This is a genomic window from Bacillus sp. JST-5 (assembly GCF_057747715.1).
This window is the reverse complement of the sequence record NZ_JBYLHW010000024.1, coordinates 18,344-34,159: the sequence shown is the minus strand read 5'-3', so window position 1 is coordinate 34,159 and position 15,816 is coordinate 18,344. Positions and strand designations below refer to the sequence as shown.

Below are 15,816 nucleotides of genomic sequence, written 5' to 3'. Positions count from 1 at the left end.
TTTCACATATAGGCCGTCCACTTCCACGAATAGGACAGGATCGTTTACAGGCTGTCGCTCTTTTGGGATACTTTCAATCTGTAACAGGTGTTGACGTATAGCTTCGTGACTAATCACTCGGTATCCTAAAAGTGTTTCAAGCATGTGTTCTGCCTTTCGATAGGATGGCCCTGTAATGGCAAGCTCTAGTGCCGCTTCTTCTATTAGCGGACTAAAGGAGCCGGTCCCTTCGAATTCCAAAGAGCGATCAAGCAGATAGACATATTCACCTTTCTCCCTGTCTCGGTAGTAGTTCCGTTTCACCCTTATTTCGCCAAAAAGACTGATAATAGTGGTAGTACGCTTATCGAGTAGACGATAACGCTTTTTATTTCGTTCTTCAGCAATCTGCTTGTCCATGTCCTCTAATAGTGTTTTCATGACCTTTGAGAAGGTTTCCTGTAATTGCCTCCAAACTAATTGCTCAATCTGTTTTAAATTTGGATATACTGTGTTATTCTTTTGCATGAGGGGTTTCTCCTTTGTTTGTGATTTAGTTTTGGTTGACTAAGATTCTACCAAGGAGTAACCCTCTTTTTCATGTTATTTGCTTATTAACTATCGCGCTTTCGCTTGGTGGCCCCCTCATTTGTTGAGCGTTCTAACGTTCCCTCAACAAATGAGGGGGTTAAATTTTGCCCACAATAATTTTACTCATACTTTTTATAGATGTAGACATTCTAATGAAGATAACGTAAGAATAAAAAATGCTTTTTTATAATTCCAACATAATTTCACTATTAGTAGATTCATTTTTTATCTTGTTAAGATAAAAATATGTATAGTTTTTTCAAATTTTGGAAAGGATATTTTTACAGGCTTTCTAGTATTCCCCCCTTTTTGAAGTTGGGCAAACGATTAAGTTTGTCCTTTTTTTATTTGAAGAATAAAACTCTTTTTTTCTTTAAAGGAACATAACCTACAATATTCTGGAGATAATTAAACTATACTTTCAATTTCGAGGGAGAAGTATGGAAGTTATGACAAATATTAAAAACATCAACAATATTGATCTTTATTATGAACATTACCCATGTCCTCATGCCAAACATACGATTGTCCTCATACACGGATTTTTATCTTCGACCTTTAGTTTTCGTCGCCTCATCCCGCTACTTGTAAACGATTTTCATGTCATATCTATCGATTTTCCACCATTCGGTAAAAGCGGGAAATGTAGTCGTTTTACATATTCATATAAAAATATTTCATCAACGGTCATTGAGTTATTACTGGATTTAGGATTGAAAAATATGATTTTAGTTGGACATTCTATGGGTGGACAAATTGGATTGCATATGGTTCATTTAAATCCTTCCCTTTTTGATAAAATCATTCTTATATGTAGTTCTGCCTACTTAAAAAAGTCTAAAACTCTTTTAAAACTTTCAAGCTATATTCCCTTTTTTTATCTATATGTAAAGTTTTGGTTAATTCGTTCTGGTGTAAGAAAAAACTTAGAAGCAGTTGTTTATGATCCTTCCATTATTGATGATGAAATGATGTATGGGTATTTACATCCATTTATCCAAGATGATGAAATCTTTAAAGCACTCACTCGAATGATAAGAGATCGGGAGGGTGACTTACCTTCAAAAATTATTCAAACCATTGACAGACCATGTTTACTAATATGGGGAGATCATGATCGGTTTGTTCCTATAACAGTTGGAGAAAGATTACATAGAGAGTTGCCAAATTCAAAATTAATTGTATTAGAAAATACTGGCCACCTTGTACCAGAAGAAAAACCTGAAGACACATATTACCATATAAAAAATTTTGTCTTATCAGGCAATATAACATCCAGTTAATTTCTGGGTGTTTTATTATGTAAAAATAAAACATTTTGATTTTTTAGTTTGATTGACTACTCTACGAAATAGTATGCAACGAAGGAATTTTTACTACAAATAATCCTATCGTAATATTTTTTCATTATTAACTGAATTTATTTAAAGTTAATAATTTTTTGTATATGATAATCAATAAAGAATGATTCTCGGTGGAATGGAGGAGAAAGTATGAATCAATTTCAAAAGATTAAACGTGAACAAACAAATTCAGTGAAATGGGATATGATGGATAAAGTTTATGGAAGAAAAGACCTATTACCAATGTGGGTCGCGGATATGGATTTTTTAGCACCAAAAGAAGTACGTGAGAAAATATTAGACAGAGCAAATCATGGAATTTTCGGATATACATTTCCATCTGATCGGCTTTTTAAAGTTGTAAGAGATTGGATTGGAAAAAGATATGGTTGGGATGTATCTCCTTCATGGATGCTACCTAGCAACGGTGTTGTCCCTTCAATAAGTATGGCAATTCAAGCATTAACTAATGTTGGTGACAGTGTTCTCATTCAAACTCCTGTATATACACCATTTTACGACATGATTAAAAATAATGATCGAAAAGTGGTTATTAATCCTTTAATTGAAGAGAATGGCTATTATTCGATTAATTTTGTTGATTTTGAAAATAAGCTAAAAGAAGAAGATGTAAAACTATTCATTTTATGTAATCCACACAATCCGGTTGGTAGAGTTTGGAAAAAAGAAGAATTAAATATGATGGCCGAACTATGTGAAAAATATGGAGTTTATATTGTTTCAGATGAAATTCATGCTGATATTGTCTTTTCTCCACATAAACACACTCCAATTGCTTCTTTAGATAAAAAATACGAAGAAATTTCAATCACTTGTTACGCACCTAGTAAAACTTTTAATATTGCCGGACTTCAAGCTTCTGTGATGGTCATACCTAATCAACAAATAAGAAGTAAAATTAGTGAGATTCAGAAAAAACTTGGTTTTTTCACTTTAAATGTATTTGGATTAATAGGAATGGAAGCTGCTTATGAATACGGTGAGCAATGGTTAGAAAATTTATTATCCTATTTAAAAAATAATATCGAAACAGCGATCAAATATATAAAAGATGAATTACCTTTCCTTCATGTAAAGGAGCCTGAAGGTACATATTTACTATGGATTGATTGTCGATCATTAAATATGTCTGATCAAGAGATTCAAAAAGCTCTAGTAGAAAAAGGAAAATTAGCATTAGAAGCTGGAAAAAAATATGGAGTTGAAGGAGAAGGGTTTGTTCGGATGAATATCGGTTGTCACGAAGAAACGTTAATTGACGGCTTACATAGACTAAAAAAAGCATTTTCTAATTAAATTAACTATGAAAAGAAAAACGGCTTAAGCTCAAAATTTTTATTGAGCAAAGCCGTTATTCGTTTTCACTTTTATCTTTCATTCCCATAATTTTATTTTCTAACTCTTTAGCTTTTTCTTCTTCTTTTTTTGATTTTTTAACAATCCAGCGAAATGTTAAAATACATAAAATGAAAAAGATTGAAAAAGAAATAGCTGCCGGTATATATTCTGTTTTATCTTCTGGGAAATATAAAAATAATGATAATATCCATGCATTCATAAACGAACGCCCTTTCATATCATAATCATGTACCATTATATATGTATTTGTTGCCGTTCGTCCATGAAAATGATGACAATTCGTTGTCTATGTTTATTCCTTTACAGTAATTTTTTTGATTACAACATCTTCTAAAGGTTTATCATTTAGACCGGTTTCAACAGAGGCTATTTTATCCACAACATCCATTCCATCAATGACATGTCCAAATACTGTGTGTCGAAAATCTAACCATGGAGTTCCACCTACTTCTTCATAATGATCAATCGCTTCTTTCGGAAATCCAGCTTGCTCCATTTGGTTAATCATATCTTGACTAACTTTTGTATTTTGTACTATAAAAAATTGACTACCGTTAGTATTTGGGCCAGAATTTGCCATACTTAGCGCACCGCGGAAATGAAACAGTTTTTCTGAAAACTCATCTTCAAAAGGCTGGCCGTAAATACTTTCTCCTCCAGTTCCATTCCCAAGTGGATCTCCCCCTTGAATCATAAAATCTTTTATGACTCGGTGAAAGATTAAACCATCATAATATCCATTTTTAGCATGAGTAACAAAGTTTTCTACAGCTTTTGGAGCTAATTCTGGAAATAATTTAATCGTTATCATACCTAGTGATGTTTCCATTTCAACTACTGTTTCATTTTTTTGAGCTTCTTTTACTAATTGCGGATATAATTTTTCCATTGATTCGTCTCCTTTACTATCTTTTGCATCCTCTGAAGTAGAACATCCCGCCAAAATAATCAACAATAATGCAACAAATAAACTCCATTTTTTCATAATGTACGTACCTCTCCCATTTTCCACTTTTTGAAAATAATAATATCTTTGTTATTTTCCCCAATATTCGCAATAATAGAGTATAGAATGGAGGGATATACATGGACGACATTAAAATTAGCGACAAAGTTATCGCTCATTATAAAACAGGGACTTATATTGGTGAAGTTACGAACACATCCCCTTCGCATTGCCTAGTTAAAATATTAGCAGTTTTAAAACATCCGATGCAAGGAGATTTACATCATCCAAAAGATGCAAATGTTCCTTTTTTTCATGAGAGAAAAGCACTGGCATATAGAGAACAGGCGAACATTCCTAGAAAAATGGTGAAGAAATATAATGATCTTATACCAGATTATAAAGAATCTTTGCAAAAGTCTATTGAAAACATGAAGAGTGAATTGAACAATGACCCTTCAGATTGGGCGAAAAAAAGCTTAGAAAAACTACAAATATTAGAATCTGAGTACTTTAAATAATGGATCGTCTAAAAAGGAAGATACCTCGATAAAGGTATCTTTTTTTATTTTCGTGTCCTAGAGAAAAAATTTGATAAAAAATATTTCTATCTTCGTAATTTTCGGACATCGTATTTAATGCCTATTGAAAGTCTGCTATAATTAATATTTAGTAAAACGAAATATTTCAAGAAGGTGGTTGCTATCCAAGTTCATAAAAGAAATTTAATCATCATGTGGTTTGCCAATTTCTTAGTTGCTGCCAGTGCTACGATGATTATGCCTTTTCTCTCTTTATATATTGAAACGATGGGAGACTTTAGTGACGAATATGTACAACGATGGGCAGGTTTCGTTTTCGGTATAACTTTCTTAACAGCTTTTTTAATGTCACCCATTTGGGGAAGGTTTGCAGATAAATATGGTTATAAGAAGATTCTCGTTATTACAGGTTTCGGTATAGCAACATCGATATTTTTCATGGGATTTATGCATTCGGTGATCGGATTATTTATTCTTCGAATGTTTATGGGTGCAGTTACAGGATTTATTCCAACATCTCTTGCATTTATTTCTTCGCAAACCCCTAAAGAAATTGCTGGGAAAACATTAGGAACATTGCAAACTGGTAATGTAACAGGAAGTCTCTTTGGGCCGGTTATTGGAGGAATGATGGCAGATAAGTTTGGATTTCAATATACTTTTATCTATACTTCTATCTCTATTGCCATAGCAACAATGATTGTTCTATTTGCCATTAGGGAAAAAAGAACTGACAAGAAACTTAAAGAGAAACAATACAGTAGAAAAGAAGTCCTATCCTATATATTTACAAATCGTGATTTATTGACAATTATGCTTATTTCTCTACTAGTACAAATCGGGATTTTTAGTATTCAACCACTCTTGGCTCTCTATGTAAATCAATTAAACGGATCTGAGAATGTGGCATTCTTAGCCGGTTTTGCTTTTTCTGCAACCGGTTTTGGAAATTTGCTCGCTACAAGACAATGGGGGAAATTAGGCGATTCAATTGGTTATGAGAAAGTCTTAAAAATTTTATTAATTTCCTCTGCAATAGCCTTTATTCCTCAAGCACTAGTTAATGAAGTATGGCAATTAATATTATTTAGATTTTTGCTTGGGATTGCAGTTGGAGGAATTACTCCTAGTGTAACAGCTTATATCCGAAATGAAGTTCCACTATCGATTCAAGGAGAAGTTTTAGGTTATAATACAAGTTTTCGTTTTTTAGGAAACGTTATCGGTCCTTCATTTGGGGGGATGATTTCTGGTTTTATTGGTATTTCCGCAGTATTTTATATTACAAGTTCTTTATTCATAATTGCTTTTGGATTATTATGGTGGAGTATGAAAAATTTAAAAGAAAAAAATACACATTCAAAATTGAAACATTCTTTCCATGGAAATACGCGCTCACATAGTAAGTAATTTAAAGGACGGCTGAACCATTTTGAGAAAATTGACCGGTTTTTTATTTATATTGTTACTTATTAGTTCATTTCCTTTGCTTATTTCTATGACTCTTAAAGAATACGAAAATGCTATAAAAGCATATGAAAAATTATCCAGTAATCAACCAGTTATTCATTTGTCTCAAACATCCTTTTTACTCGATAACAATGGTCAACCTTTTGCGGAAATCTATCAAAATGAAAACCGTATTTATAAAAAATTGAAGGATATCCCTCAGTTTTTTCTCGATTTAGTAATTGTTAATGAAGATCAGAATTTTTATCAACATAAAGGAATCGATCTTCTTGCTATTACTAGAGCAGCACTCATCAATGCAAAATCATCAGACCTTAAACAAGGTGGTAGTACTATAACCCAGCAATTAGCCAAAAATTTATACTTAACAAACGAAAAAACGTTTGAAAGGAAATGGAATGAAATTATTTATACTCTCTCATTAGAGAAAAACTATTCAAAAGATCAACTATTAGAGTTATATATAAACACAATTTATTTTCAACATGGAATTTACGGGATTGAATCCGCTAGTCAATTTTATTTTCAAAAACATACTGAGGAATTATCTAAAGCAGAAATGGCTTTTTTAGCAGCAATCCCTAACAATCCTACTTTGTATGATCCACTTACTAATTTTGATAATACAAAAAAACGTCAACAACAATTATTAAAAAACTTATTAAAAGTAAAGAAAATATCAAAAGAAGAATTTAATTCTATTATCCATGAACCAATTCGATTAAACATAAAAAAAAGGAAATATTTATATCCAGATTATGCCGATTATGTTCTAAAGGAATTGAAAGATCTTATTCAAAATCAACCAGGAAACGAACACTTAACAGATGAACAATTAGAAAAGGAATTAACCAAACTTTTAAATTCAGGAGTTAACATCCATACTTCGTTAAACCGAAATATTCAAAAAAAAGCAAAGGCTTCTGTCCAAAAACATTTACAACCATTACCAATCGAAGGGGCAGTTGTTATAATTCAACATGAGAAAAATGAAATTTCCGCCATTATTGGAGGGAAAAATTATGAAAGGCAAAATTTCCATCGCGCCTATCAAGCCTATCGACAACCTGCGTCTGCTATAAAACCTATTCTAGTTTTCGCTCCATTTTTGGAACGATATCCTGAAAAAATGCATTCTTTCGTCGACGCAAGTAATATTTGCATTCAATCATATTGTCCCAAAAATTACGGAGGGTATGAATATGGAAAGGTTACTTTGAGAGAAGCTTTTATTTATTCCCTCAATACGTCAGCAATTCGCTTATTAAATGAAGTTGGAATTAATAATGCTTTTCATGACTTAAAGGCGTTTGATTTTGAAAAAATAACGAAAGATGATTATCGATTACCGGCAGCAATTGGAGGTTTTACATACGGATTATCTCCATTGGAATTAACGAAAGCATATACTGTTTTCTCTACAAAAGGGATTTATAAAAATCCAAAGACAATCAAAAAAGTTACAGATGCGAACGGAAATACAATTTTAGAATGGAACCAAAAACATGTACAAGTCTGGAATGAACAAACGATTAAAATCATGCGATCATTTCTCCATGATACGGTTATAAACGGAACAGGTCGTTCAGCATATTTCCCAACGGTTGTGATTGGTGGAAAAACTGGTACATCTGATGATTTTAAAGACCTTTGGTTTGTCGGTTATACAAAAAATTATACGGCAGGGATTTGGATCGGTTATGACCAGCCGAAAAGTATGGATCACCTTTCAAATCAAGCCATTCATATGCAAATTTGGAAAGAAATCTTACAAGAATAGAAAACCTGCGTTCAAAAACATGAACGCAGGTCTTTTTATGTAGAAGGAATTTGAAAACTATTTAATAGTATATTATACCATTTTAGTAAACTGTAAATAATGATAACACTACATACTCCCCATGTAAAAACTTGAAAAAAGATTACTCCAACGATCCCACCGATCGTTAAGGTATCACTTATTTTGTAAACAAAATAAATAAAGTAAACAACCGTACTAATTAATAATGTTAATAATAGTCCCTTAATATTAAAAAAAGAAAAAATTGATACCATTCCGCCAAAGAAAAATATAACACTTCCTGGACGAATATTTTTTAATACATCCCCTTCCCGGTCATTTGAAAAAAACAATAAAGAGACCTCATTTACCGTTTGGGCAAATAACTTTAAAGCGGAAAACAACATAATAAAGAACATTATCAAGATAATTAATAAAGTCAATTTGACTTCTTTTTCCTCGAATACAGACAAGATTCCATCATATAATCCAAGCCATTGGAGGATTTTTATTATTTTCATTTGAGCAAAAATAGCAAATGACAAACTAAATAAAAAGATTGATACTAAAGGAAAATAACCAATATAATACGTATTTTTCATTGATGAATCTCCCTCTTTATAGCCTATATTGATTATCAATGATTTCATAGATGTATTCAATCAAAATTTTTCCATAAAAAAAGCAATCAGCGAAATAGCTGACTGCATTTAATTATTTTCGAGTGGAAGCATTTTCAGTTAAATATTGTGATATTCGTACATATTGTCTAGGTTTAAATGCAGGTGCGAATTCAGTATATTCAACTTCTGTTGAAAGTGGGAGTAAACTCGTATTTCGATTAGCTACAATGGGATTGCTTGATTTTTCAATCGTTTCGTTTACATACCAACCTGTTGCAATAAATGTGGCAAAAATACATATACAAACAATCCACTTTCTTATCACGATTGGATCACCTGCCAAAATACTATCAGTCACTCTTCATGTAGAAGATTTAATAAATATTTTGAGCCAAATCGTGTAATTTATACATATAAAGAAAAAATTCGAAAGTTACTTATGCAACCTATTAGATAAATATGGAAACTTATGATTTTATAAGGTTACACATGCAATGTCATAAGTTTTACGTTATAATTTTTTTGAGTTATATAAATCACCCTATTTAAAAATTATTTTGATAATAGGAAAAGAAGTATAATTTAGGATTTGAATGTAAAGGAGGATAACATTGTCACTATTACATTTAGCGATACTTGCACCGTTTCTACTAGCAATCATAGTTCCATTTTTTTATAAATATTTTCGAAATATACATACAGGATGGTTTGTCCTCTTTCTTCCCATTCTTTTATTTACATACTTTCTTCAATACTTACCTGAAATTCAAAACGGAAATTTCATTTATCGATCCTACAGTTGGATTCCTTCTTTTGGCATAGATTTCAATGTCAAAGTTGATGGACTAGGATTACTTTTTGCGTTACTCATTACCGGAATTGGCGCATTAGTTGTATTATATTCGATTTATTATTTAGCTAAAGACAAGGAACAATTAAATACTTTTTACGTCTATTTACTCCTTTTTATGGGAGCAATGCTTGGCGTTGTACTTTCCGATAACTTAATTGTTCTTTATATGTTTTGGGAATTTACTAGTTTTTCTTCATTTTTCCTCATCGGTTATTGGTACGATCGGGAAAAATCAAGAAATGGTGCCCAAAAATCCATGCTAATCACCGTATTTGGTGGTTTATCAATGCTTGGAGGAATTATATTCCTTTACTTAATGACAGGTACCTTTAATATTACAGAAATTACGTCTAACTTAGGGAACATTGCCAAACACGATTTATTTATTCCGACCATGATCCTATTTTTACTGGGAGCATTCACTAAGTCAGCACAATTCCCATTCCACATTTGGTTACCTGATGCAATGGAAGCGCCTACACCTGTCAGTGCATACTTACACTCTGCAACAATGGTTAAAGCAGGAATTTACTTAGTGGCTAGATTAAGTCCGATATTTGCTATTTCTTCTGTTTGGTTATGGTTGGTTTCACTAGTAGGAATTTTTACGCTATTTTGGGGATCTTTTAATGCAGTGAAACAAACAGATTTAAAAGGAATATTAGCATTTTCCACTGTTAGTCAACTCGGGCTCATTATGTCATTATTAGGCGCTGGCGCTGCTGCATTACACTATGAGTTTTTATCAGAGAACATTTATATTGTTTCTACTGTAGCTGCTGTTTTTCATTTGATTAACCATGCAACCTTTAAAGGTAGTTTGTTTATGGTTGTTGGGATTGTTGACCATGAAACTGGGACAAGAGATATCCGGAAGCTAGGCGGATTAATGACCTTTATGCCAATTACGTTTACAATTGCAGTTATTGGGGCATTTTCCATGGCAGGTTTACCGCCATTTAATGGATTTTTAAGTAAAGAAATGTTTTTTACAGGGATGCTTCGCTTTTTACAAATGGATTTATACCATTTAGATACATGGGGAATACTGTTTCCAATCTTAGCATGGATTGCTAGTGTATTTACATTTATATACAGCATGATTATTGTCTTTAAGACCTTTACCGGAAAATACAAGCCAGAAAAATTAGAGAAAAAGCCACATGAAGCACCTATTGGTATGTTAATTTCACCAATCGTTCTTGTTTCACTAGTCGTTGTATTTGGCTTATTTCCAAATATTCTTTCGAAAACAATTATTGAACCAGTAACCACTAACATTTTGCCTTCATTATTAAATGAATTGCAGCGTTATGAAGTTGAAATTTCCTTTTGGCATGGGGTAAACCCAGAATTATATATGACAATTGGTGTTATCATATTTGGCGTAATCCTTTACAGAACAGAGGCAAAATGGAGATCGATATACGGTATATTCCCTGAATCATTGTCGTTTAATAATTTTTATGATCATATGTTATCTTTATTAGACAAAGGTTCGTTTAGAATAACTAAAAAATATATGACAGGTTTTATTCGAACATACCTCGTTTATATTTTCATTTTCTTTATTGGAATACTTGCTTTTTCACTTTGGGTGAAGGAAGCATTTACCATTAACATAGCTGATAGCTCTTCAATAGGTATTTATGAGCTATTGTTAGCAATCGTAATAATTATTGGTTCTATCACTATTCTTTTTGCTAAATCTCGTTTAACATCCATCATTGCACTCGGTGCCGTTGGATATACAGTTTCATTATTTTTCGTCGTATTTAGAGCTCCAGATTTAGCTTTAACACAATTAGTCATTGAGACAGTGTCTGTAGCTTTATTCCTATTATGCTTTTACCATTTACCGAAGCTTAAACGTGAAGAACGAATGAGATTTAAACTAAACAATGCAATTATCTCAATTGGAGTCGGTGTCATAGTTACGTTAATAGCCATATCCGCTCATAGCTCAAAAATGTTTGATTCGATTTCCAAATATTATGTTGAAAATACGTATAAAGAAGCTGGTGGCGGAAACATGGTTAACGTCATTCTTGTAGACTTCCGTGGATTCGATACATTGTTTGAAATATGTGTATTAGCTTTAGCGGCTTTAGGTATTTATGGGATGATTAAACTACGATTAGAAAGGAGGAAAGAAAGATGAAAAATAATGACGTCATTCTTAAAACTGTAAGTAAAGTAGCTACATTTATCATCATTCTTTTCTCCATTCATTTGTTTTTTGCTGGTCATTATTATCCTGGTGGAGGATTTATCGGAGGGCTCATCACCTCTGGAGCTATTGTGCTATTGCTTTTAACTTACGACATAAAGACAGTTGCTTCCATCTTACCAATTAATTATCGGATCATTATTGCAATTGGCTTGCTATTCGCTGTAGGAACAGCAGCAGGAGCACTTTTTTTCGATGTTCCGTTTTTAACACATGCATTCGATTATTTTGAATTACCTTTGTTGGGTAAAACTTCATTGCATACCGCTGTATTATTTGATACTGGTGTATATTTGGTCGTTATCGGCGTAACAATGACCATTATTCAAACGATAGGGGAGAGTGAATAATGGAGATATTAATGGCAGTAGTAATCGGTATTTTATTTACATGTGCAACTTATTTAATGATGTCCAAAAGTTTACTTCGCATTATTATTGGGACAGGTTTATTAAGTCATGGAGCCCATTTATTAATTTTAACAATGGGCGGGCTAAAAAAAGGAGCGGCTCCCCTTCTAGGTGAAAATGCTTCAAATTATACGGATCCGCTTCCTCAAGCATTAATTTTAACTGCTATCGTAATTAGTTTTGGTGTCACCTCCTTCTTTCTCGTTCTCGCCTATCGTGCCTACCAAGAGCTAGGAACAGACAATATGGATAGAATGAGAGGTACAGAAGGAAATGACTAATTTAATTATTTTGCCTATATTAATTCCTTTGTTTACAGCTGTTATCCTAATTTTCTTTTCAAAACAAATTGTTTTACAAAGATGGATTTCAGCCATTTCAACTCTTGCTTTACTGTTAGTTTCAATTTTATTAGTACAAAAGATACGAACCGATGGCATTCAATCCCTAGATATAAGTAGCTGGGAAGCCCCATTTGGAATTACACTCGTTTCTGACATGCTATCTGCTTTATTAGTACTTACTACAAGCATAATAGCATTCGTATGCTTACTCTATTCCTTTCGGTCGATTGGGGAAGAAAGAGAAAAATTTTATTATTATCCTCTGTTCCAGTTCTTAATAGTTGGTGTCATAGGTGCCTTTAGTACAGGGGACATTTTCAACCTTTTTGTCTTTTTTGAGGTTATGTTAATGTCATCTTATTGTTTATTAGTTTTAGGTGGGAAACATGTTCAATTGAGGGAATCAATTAAATATTTAACGGTCAATATCATTTCTTCAGCTTTGTTTGTTATTGCCGTTGCTTATTTATATTCCGTTGTTGGAACGTTAAATATGGCACATATTTCATTAAGAGTTGCCGAACTAGGTCAACCAGGGATTATTTCAGTCATAGCAGTCTTATTTTTAATTGTTTTCGGCCTTAAAGGGGCAATATTCCCATTATATTTTTGGTTGCCAGGCTCTTATTATGCTCCACCTATTCCTGTTTTGGCACTTTTCGGAGCTTTGTTAACAAAAGTGGGAGTTTACTCCATTATCAGAAGTTTTACTTTACTTTTCTATCACGACACCTCGTTTATGCACGAGTTATTATTAATACTTTCAATCATTACAATTATTGCTGGTGTTATTGGTTCCATTGCATATTGGGACGTAAAAAAAATTGTCATTTATAATATCATAACCGCAATAGGTGTTATAACTTTCGGTGTCTCGATCATGAGCAAAACATCGTTAGAGGGGTCAGTTTATTACTTAATCCATGACATGCTGATTAAAGCTGCATTATTTCTTTTAATTGGAATCATGATTTCCATTACTAATACAAGCAATCTAAGGAATATAAGTGGGTTAATTAAAAATTACCCTGGTCTAGCTTGGAGTTTCTTTATTGCCTCCATTTCATTAGCTGGAATTCCGCCATTAAGTGGTTTTGTTGGAAAACTGTTCATTATTAGAGGCGGATTTGAAGCTGAAAGTTATTTTGGGTCGCTAGTTGTTCTATTTTCCAGTTTACTGGTTCTCTTTTCAGTCATGAAAATATTTATCAACGGCTTTTGGGGAACTCCTAAAGCTTATGAAGGAGAAGAAAAAGTTCCATACAAAGGACTTCTTGTACCTGCTGGTATACTCATTGGTTTATCCGTTGCATTTGGATTATCGATTGAATTTTTACAACCATATATATCACAGGCTGTCGAAGTATTAACCAATCCCCAAATATATATTGAAGCCGTATTAAAGGAGTAATGACAATGGCATTTCAAATATTATTAAATTTTGTACTAGCATTGACTTGGATGTTTTTACAAGTTTCCTATGACCCTATAACTTTCGTTGTTGGATATATTTTAGGATTATTCATCCTTTTCTTAATGAGAAGATTTTTTACTGAAAGATTTTACTTATTGAGAGTGATAGCGATTATTAATCTCATCTTACTTTTCTTAAAAGAGTTAGTGTTGTCAAACATTGCGGTCTTAAAAACAGTTATAAAACCAAAATTAGATATGCAACCTGGAATTTTTGCCCTCCCGACAGAATTAAAAAAGGATTGGGAGATTACATTGTTAGCAAATTTAATAACGTTAACTCCGGGGACATTAGTTGTTGATGTTTCCGACGACCAAAAAGTGTTATATATTCATGCGATGGATGTTCCTGATGTTCAAGAATCCATTACAAGTATTAAACAATCTTTTGAGAGAGCCATTATGGAGGTGAGCAAATAATGTTGGATATAATCCTTCATATGGCATTAATAATCATCTCCATTTCAATGGTATTGCTAATTTATCGTGTAATAAAAGGACCGTCTGTACCAGATCGTGTTATTGCACTTGATGCAATTGGTATCAATTTGATTTCCATCGTTGCAATACTTTCTATCATTTTAAAAACGAGTGCATTTTTAGAGGTCATTCTTTTAATCGGAATTTTAGCATTTATTGGAACCGTTGCATTCGCCAAATTTTTAGAGAAGGGGGTCATTATTGAGCGTGACAGAGATAGCTAAAATAATTGTTGCCTTGCTAATTGGAATAGGAGCGTTATTAAATTTCATTGCAGCTTTTGGTGTATTACGTCTTCCTGATGTTTATACGAGGAATCACGCAGCTTCGAAAAGTACTACCCTTGGTGTCATGTGCATTTTATTGGGGACGTTTATCTATTTTTATTTAGAATTTGGTCATTTTAATTCTAGAATTATATTAGGGATTGTTTTCATCTTATTAACTTCTCCTGTAGCTGGTCATTTATTAAGTAGGGCTGCATATTATTCTGGAGTAAAGTTATGGGATAAAAGTGTAAGAGATGATTTAAAATTTAAACAAAAACTTCAAGAAAAAGAATAGTGATTTAAAAATAAGAACCCCCAAGTCGAACTGATTCCTGTCATCTAGACAAAAAATAGTTCATATTATGCTGCCTGAGCCCTCTATTCGCAGGGGCTCAGGTAATTTACTTTCCTTGAACTGTTTATGATTATAATATCGTATGTTTATTACTATATTTTTTTACCTGTATGGAAAAAGTATCGATGAAACATTTACTTTTTATATCTTATACATATACCAGTCTATTTTTTGATTGTTACAACATAATTCTTATAATTGTTCCATAATAGAAAAATCCCCCTATAATAGACAGAATTTTTATTATTTCTGTCTACCTATAAGGGAACATAACAAATCTAGCTCTATCTTTGGAAGGTATTCAATTTTATTTTTTTGGCACAACTGCAATCGTACATCGTGACACAGATATAAGATTCTCATCTTCATCGGTTATTTTAATATCCCAAACCATCGTTGATTTTCCTCTATGTAATATTTTCCCAGTAGCAAATACGTGACCTTCTCGTTTAGATTTAATATGATTGGCGTTAATCTCTAAACCAAAACATATTTCTTTATTAGCATCAATGAGATGAAAAGCTCCAACACTAGCAACTGTTTCTGCTAATGCCACAGAAGCACCACCGTGTAAATATCCTAAAGGTTGTCTTGTTCTTTCATCCACAGGCATTTTGGCTAATACATAGCCTTCTTCAATCGTAATTAATTCAATTCCAAGTGCATCCATTAATGTTCCACTCATATTTATCCCCCTTTATCAATAAAGAATCACGTATACGTAACAATGATGAATACTATATGGTAA

Annotated in this window: 18 protein-coding genes; 12 read left to right on the top strand and 6 right to left on the bottom strand. The window is 32.6% G+C overall.

The window, feature by feature from the left end:
* Positions 1-507 (bottom strand): UPF0236 family transposase-like protein (locus AC3ASS_RS07025; RefSeq protein ID WP_488282800.1); only part of this gene is annotated, 507 nt, incomplete at its 3' end.
* A 503-nt stretch (positions 508-1,010) separates the two neighbouring features.
* Here AC3ASS_RS07025 and AC3ASS_RS07020 point away from each other — a divergent pair.
* Together AC3ASS_RS07020 and AC3ASS_RS07015 are read left to right on the top strand one after the other, a co-directional pair.
* Positions 1,011-1,853, top strand: a complete 843-nt coding sequence (locus tag AC3ASS_RS07020) for an alpha/beta fold hydrolase (protein WP_488282799.1) — start codon at positions 1,011-1,013, stop codon at positions 1,851-1,853.
* Between the two features lie 210 nt (positions 1,854-2,063).
* Positions 2,064-3,230: a MalY/PatB family protein gene (locus tag AC3ASS_RS07015; RefSeq protein WP_488282798.1), complete on the top strand. Its 1,167-nt coding sequence runs from the start codon at positions 2,064-2,066 to the stop codon at positions 3,228-3,230.
* 55 nt (positions 3,231-3,285) lie between these two features.
* On the opposite strand, the gene AC3ASS_RS07010 is transcribed toward AC3ASS_RS07015, so the two are convergent.
* Together AC3ASS_RS07010 and AC3ASS_RS07005 are read right to left on the bottom strand one after the other, a co-directional pair.
* Positions 3,286-3,492, bottom strand: a complete 207-nt coding sequence (locus AC3ASS_RS07010; RefSeq protein ID WP_488282797.1) for a hypothetical protein — start codon at positions 3,490-3,492, stop codon at positions 3,286-3,288.
* 93 nt (positions 3,493-3,585) lie between these two features.
* Positions 3,586-4,182, bottom strand: coding sequence for a peptidylprolyl isomerase (locus AC3ASS_RS07005; RefSeq protein ID WP_488282805.1), 597 nt, complete (start codon positions 4,180-4,182; stop codon positions 3,586-3,588).
* 197 nt (positions 4,183-4,379) lie between these two features.
* On the opposite strand from AC3ASS_RS07005, the gene kapB reads away from it, so the two are divergent.
* From kapB to AC3ASS_RS06990, 3 genes are all read left to right on the top strand, one after another.
* On the top strand, positions 4,380-4,760 hold the full coding sequence (kapB, locus tag AC3ASS_RS07000) for a kinase-associated lipoprotein KapB (protein ID WP_488282796.1): 381 nt from the start codon (positions 4,380-4,382) through the stop codon (positions 4,758-4,760).
* A gap of 183 nt (positions 4,761-4,943) precedes the next feature.
* Positions 4,944-6,191, top strand: a complete 1,248-nt coding sequence (locus AC3ASS_RS06995; protein WP_488282804.1) for an MFS transporter — start codon at positions 4,944-4,946, stop codon at positions 6,189-6,191.
* A gap of 22 nt (positions 6,192-6,213) precedes the next feature.
* Positions 6,214-8,031 carry a transglycosylase domain-containing protein gene (locus AC3ASS_RS06990; RefSeq protein ID WP_488282795.1) on the top strand — a complete coding sequence of 606 codons (1,818 nt, stop codon included), beginning with the start codon at positions 6,214-6,216 and terminating at the stop codon, positions 8,029-8,031.
* A gap of 35 nt (positions 8,032-8,066) precedes the next feature.
* Here the strand turns inward: AC3ASS_RS06990 and AC3ASS_RS06985 are convergent, their stop codons facing one another.
* The gene (locus AC3ASS_RS06985; protein WP_488282794.1) at positions 8,067-8,633 is read right to left on the bottom strand and encodes a DUF5366 family protein; all 567 of its coding nucleotides are present in this window, start codon (positions 8,631-8,633) and stop codon (positions 8,067-8,069) included.
* 112 nt (positions 8,634-8,745) lie between these two features.
* On the bottom strand, positions 8,746-8,979 hold the full coding sequence (locus AC3ASS_RS06980) for a hypothetical protein (RefSeq protein ID WP_488282793.1): 234 nt from the start codon (positions 8,977-8,979) through the stop codon (positions 8,746-8,748).
* Between the two features lie 286 nt (positions 8,980-9,265).
* On the opposite strand from AC3ASS_RS06980, the gene AC3ASS_RS06975 reads away from it, so the two are divergent.
* The 7 genes from AC3ASS_RS06975 to mnhG are packed head-to-tail and all read left to right on the top strand — an operon-like array spanning position 9,266 to position 15,008.
* Positions 9,266-11,668, top strand: coding sequence for a Na+/H+ antiporter subunit A (locus AC3ASS_RS06975; RefSeq protein WP_488282792.1), 2,403 nt, complete (start codon positions 9,266-9,268; stop codon positions 11,666-11,668).
* Positions 11,665-12,087, top strand: coding sequence for a Na(+)/H(+) antiporter subunit B (locus AC3ASS_RS06970; RefSeq protein WP_488282791.1), 423 nt, complete (start codon positions 11,665-11,667; stop codon positions 12,085-12,087). Before AC3ASS_RS06975 ends, AC3ASS_RS06970 begins: the two co-directional genes overlap by 4 nt.
* Positions 12,087-12,428 (top strand): Na(+)/H(+) antiporter subunit C, encoded by a 342-nt coding sequence (locus tag AC3ASS_RS06965; RefSeq protein WP_488282790.1) that lies wholly within the window; start codon positions 12,087-12,089, stop codon positions 12,426-12,428. Before AC3ASS_RS06970 ends, AC3ASS_RS06965 begins: the two co-directional genes overlap by 1 nt.
* Positions 12,421-13,902: a Na+/H+ antiporter subunit D gene (locus AC3ASS_RS06960; protein ID WP_488282789.1), complete on the top strand. Its 1,482-nt coding sequence runs from the start codon at positions 12,421-12,423 to the stop codon at positions 13,900-13,902. The genes AC3ASS_RS06965 and AC3ASS_RS06960 overlap by 8 nt, the downstream gene beginning before the upstream one ends.
* Before the next feature lie 5 nt (positions 13,903-13,907).
* Positions 13,908-14,384, top strand: a complete 477-nt coding sequence (locus AC3ASS_RS06955; protein ID WP_488282788.1) for a Na+/H+ antiporter subunit E — start codon at positions 13,908-13,910, stop codon at positions 14,382-14,384.
* A complete protein-coding gene (locus AC3ASS_RS06950; protein ID WP_488282787.1) occupies positions 14,384-14,668 on the top strand; it encodes a Na(+)/H(+) antiporter subunit F1 in 285 nt (94 codons plus the stop codon). Before AC3ASS_RS06955 ends, AC3ASS_RS06950 begins: the two co-directional genes overlap by 1 nt.
* Positions 14,652-15,008, top strand: coding sequence for a monovalent cation/H(+) antiporter subunit G (gene mnhG, locus AC3ASS_RS06945; RefSeq protein WP_488282803.1), 357 nt, complete (start codon positions 14,652-14,654; stop codon positions 15,006-15,008). Before AC3ASS_RS06950 ends, mnhG begins: the two co-directional genes overlap by 17 nt.
* A gap of 367 nt (positions 15,009-15,375) precedes the next feature.
* On the opposite strand, the gene AC3ASS_RS06940 is transcribed toward mnhG, so the two are convergent.
* Positions 15,376-15,753: a PaaI family thioesterase gene (locus AC3ASS_RS06940; protein WP_488282786.1), complete on the bottom strand. Its 378-nt coding sequence runs from the start codon at positions 15,751-15,753 to the stop codon at positions 15,376-15,378.
* Between the last annotated feature and the right edge of the window lie 63 nt (positions 15,754-15,816).

Coding starts and splice junctions, on each gene's coding strand:
- AC3ASS_RS06985 (WP_488282794.1), bottom strand. CDS start 8,633: ATGAAAAATACGTATTATATTGGTTATTTTCCTTTAGTATCAATCTTT.
- AC3ASS_RS07020 (WP_488282799.1), top strand. CDS start 1,011: ATGGAAGTTATGACAAATATTAAAAACATCAACAATATTGATCTTTAT.
- AC3ASS_RS07010 (WP_488282797.1), bottom strand. CDS start 3,492: ATGAATGCATGGATATTATCATTATTTTTATATTTCCCAGAAGATAAA.
- AC3ASS_RS07005 (WP_488282805.1), bottom strand. CDS start 4,182: ATGGAAAAATTATATCCGCAATTAGTAAAAGAAGCTCAAAAAAATGAA.
- AC3ASS_RS07015 (WP_488282798.1), top strand. CDS start 2,064: ATGAATCAATTTCAAAAGATTAAACGTGAACAAACAAATTCAGTGAAA.
- AC3ASS_RS06950 (WP_488282787.1), top strand. CDS start 14,384: ATGTTGGATATAATCCTTCATATGGCATTAATAATCATCTCCATTTCA.
- AC3ASS_RS06940 (WP_488282786.1), bottom strand. CDS start 15,753: ATGAGTGGAACATTAATGGATGCACTTGGAATTGAATTAATTACGATT.
- AC3ASS_RS06970 (WP_488282791.1), top strand. CDS start 11,665: ATGAAAAATAATGACGTCATTCTTAAAACTGTAAGTAAAGTAGCTACA.
- AC3ASS_RS06960 (WP_488282789.1), top strand. CDS start 12,421: ATGACTAATTTAATTATTTTGCCTATATTAATTCCTTTGTTTACAGCT.
- AC3ASS_RS06955 (WP_488282788.1), top strand. CDS start 13,908: ATGGCATTTCAAATATTATTAAATTTTGTACTAGCATTGACTTGGATG.
- kapB (WP_488282796.1), top strand. CDS start 4,380: ATGGACGACATTAAAATTAGCGACAAAGTTATCGCTCATTATAAAACA.
- AC3ASS_RS06965 (WP_488282790.1), top strand. CDS start 12,087: ATGGAGATATTAATGGCAGTAGTAATCGGTATTTTATTTACATGTGCA.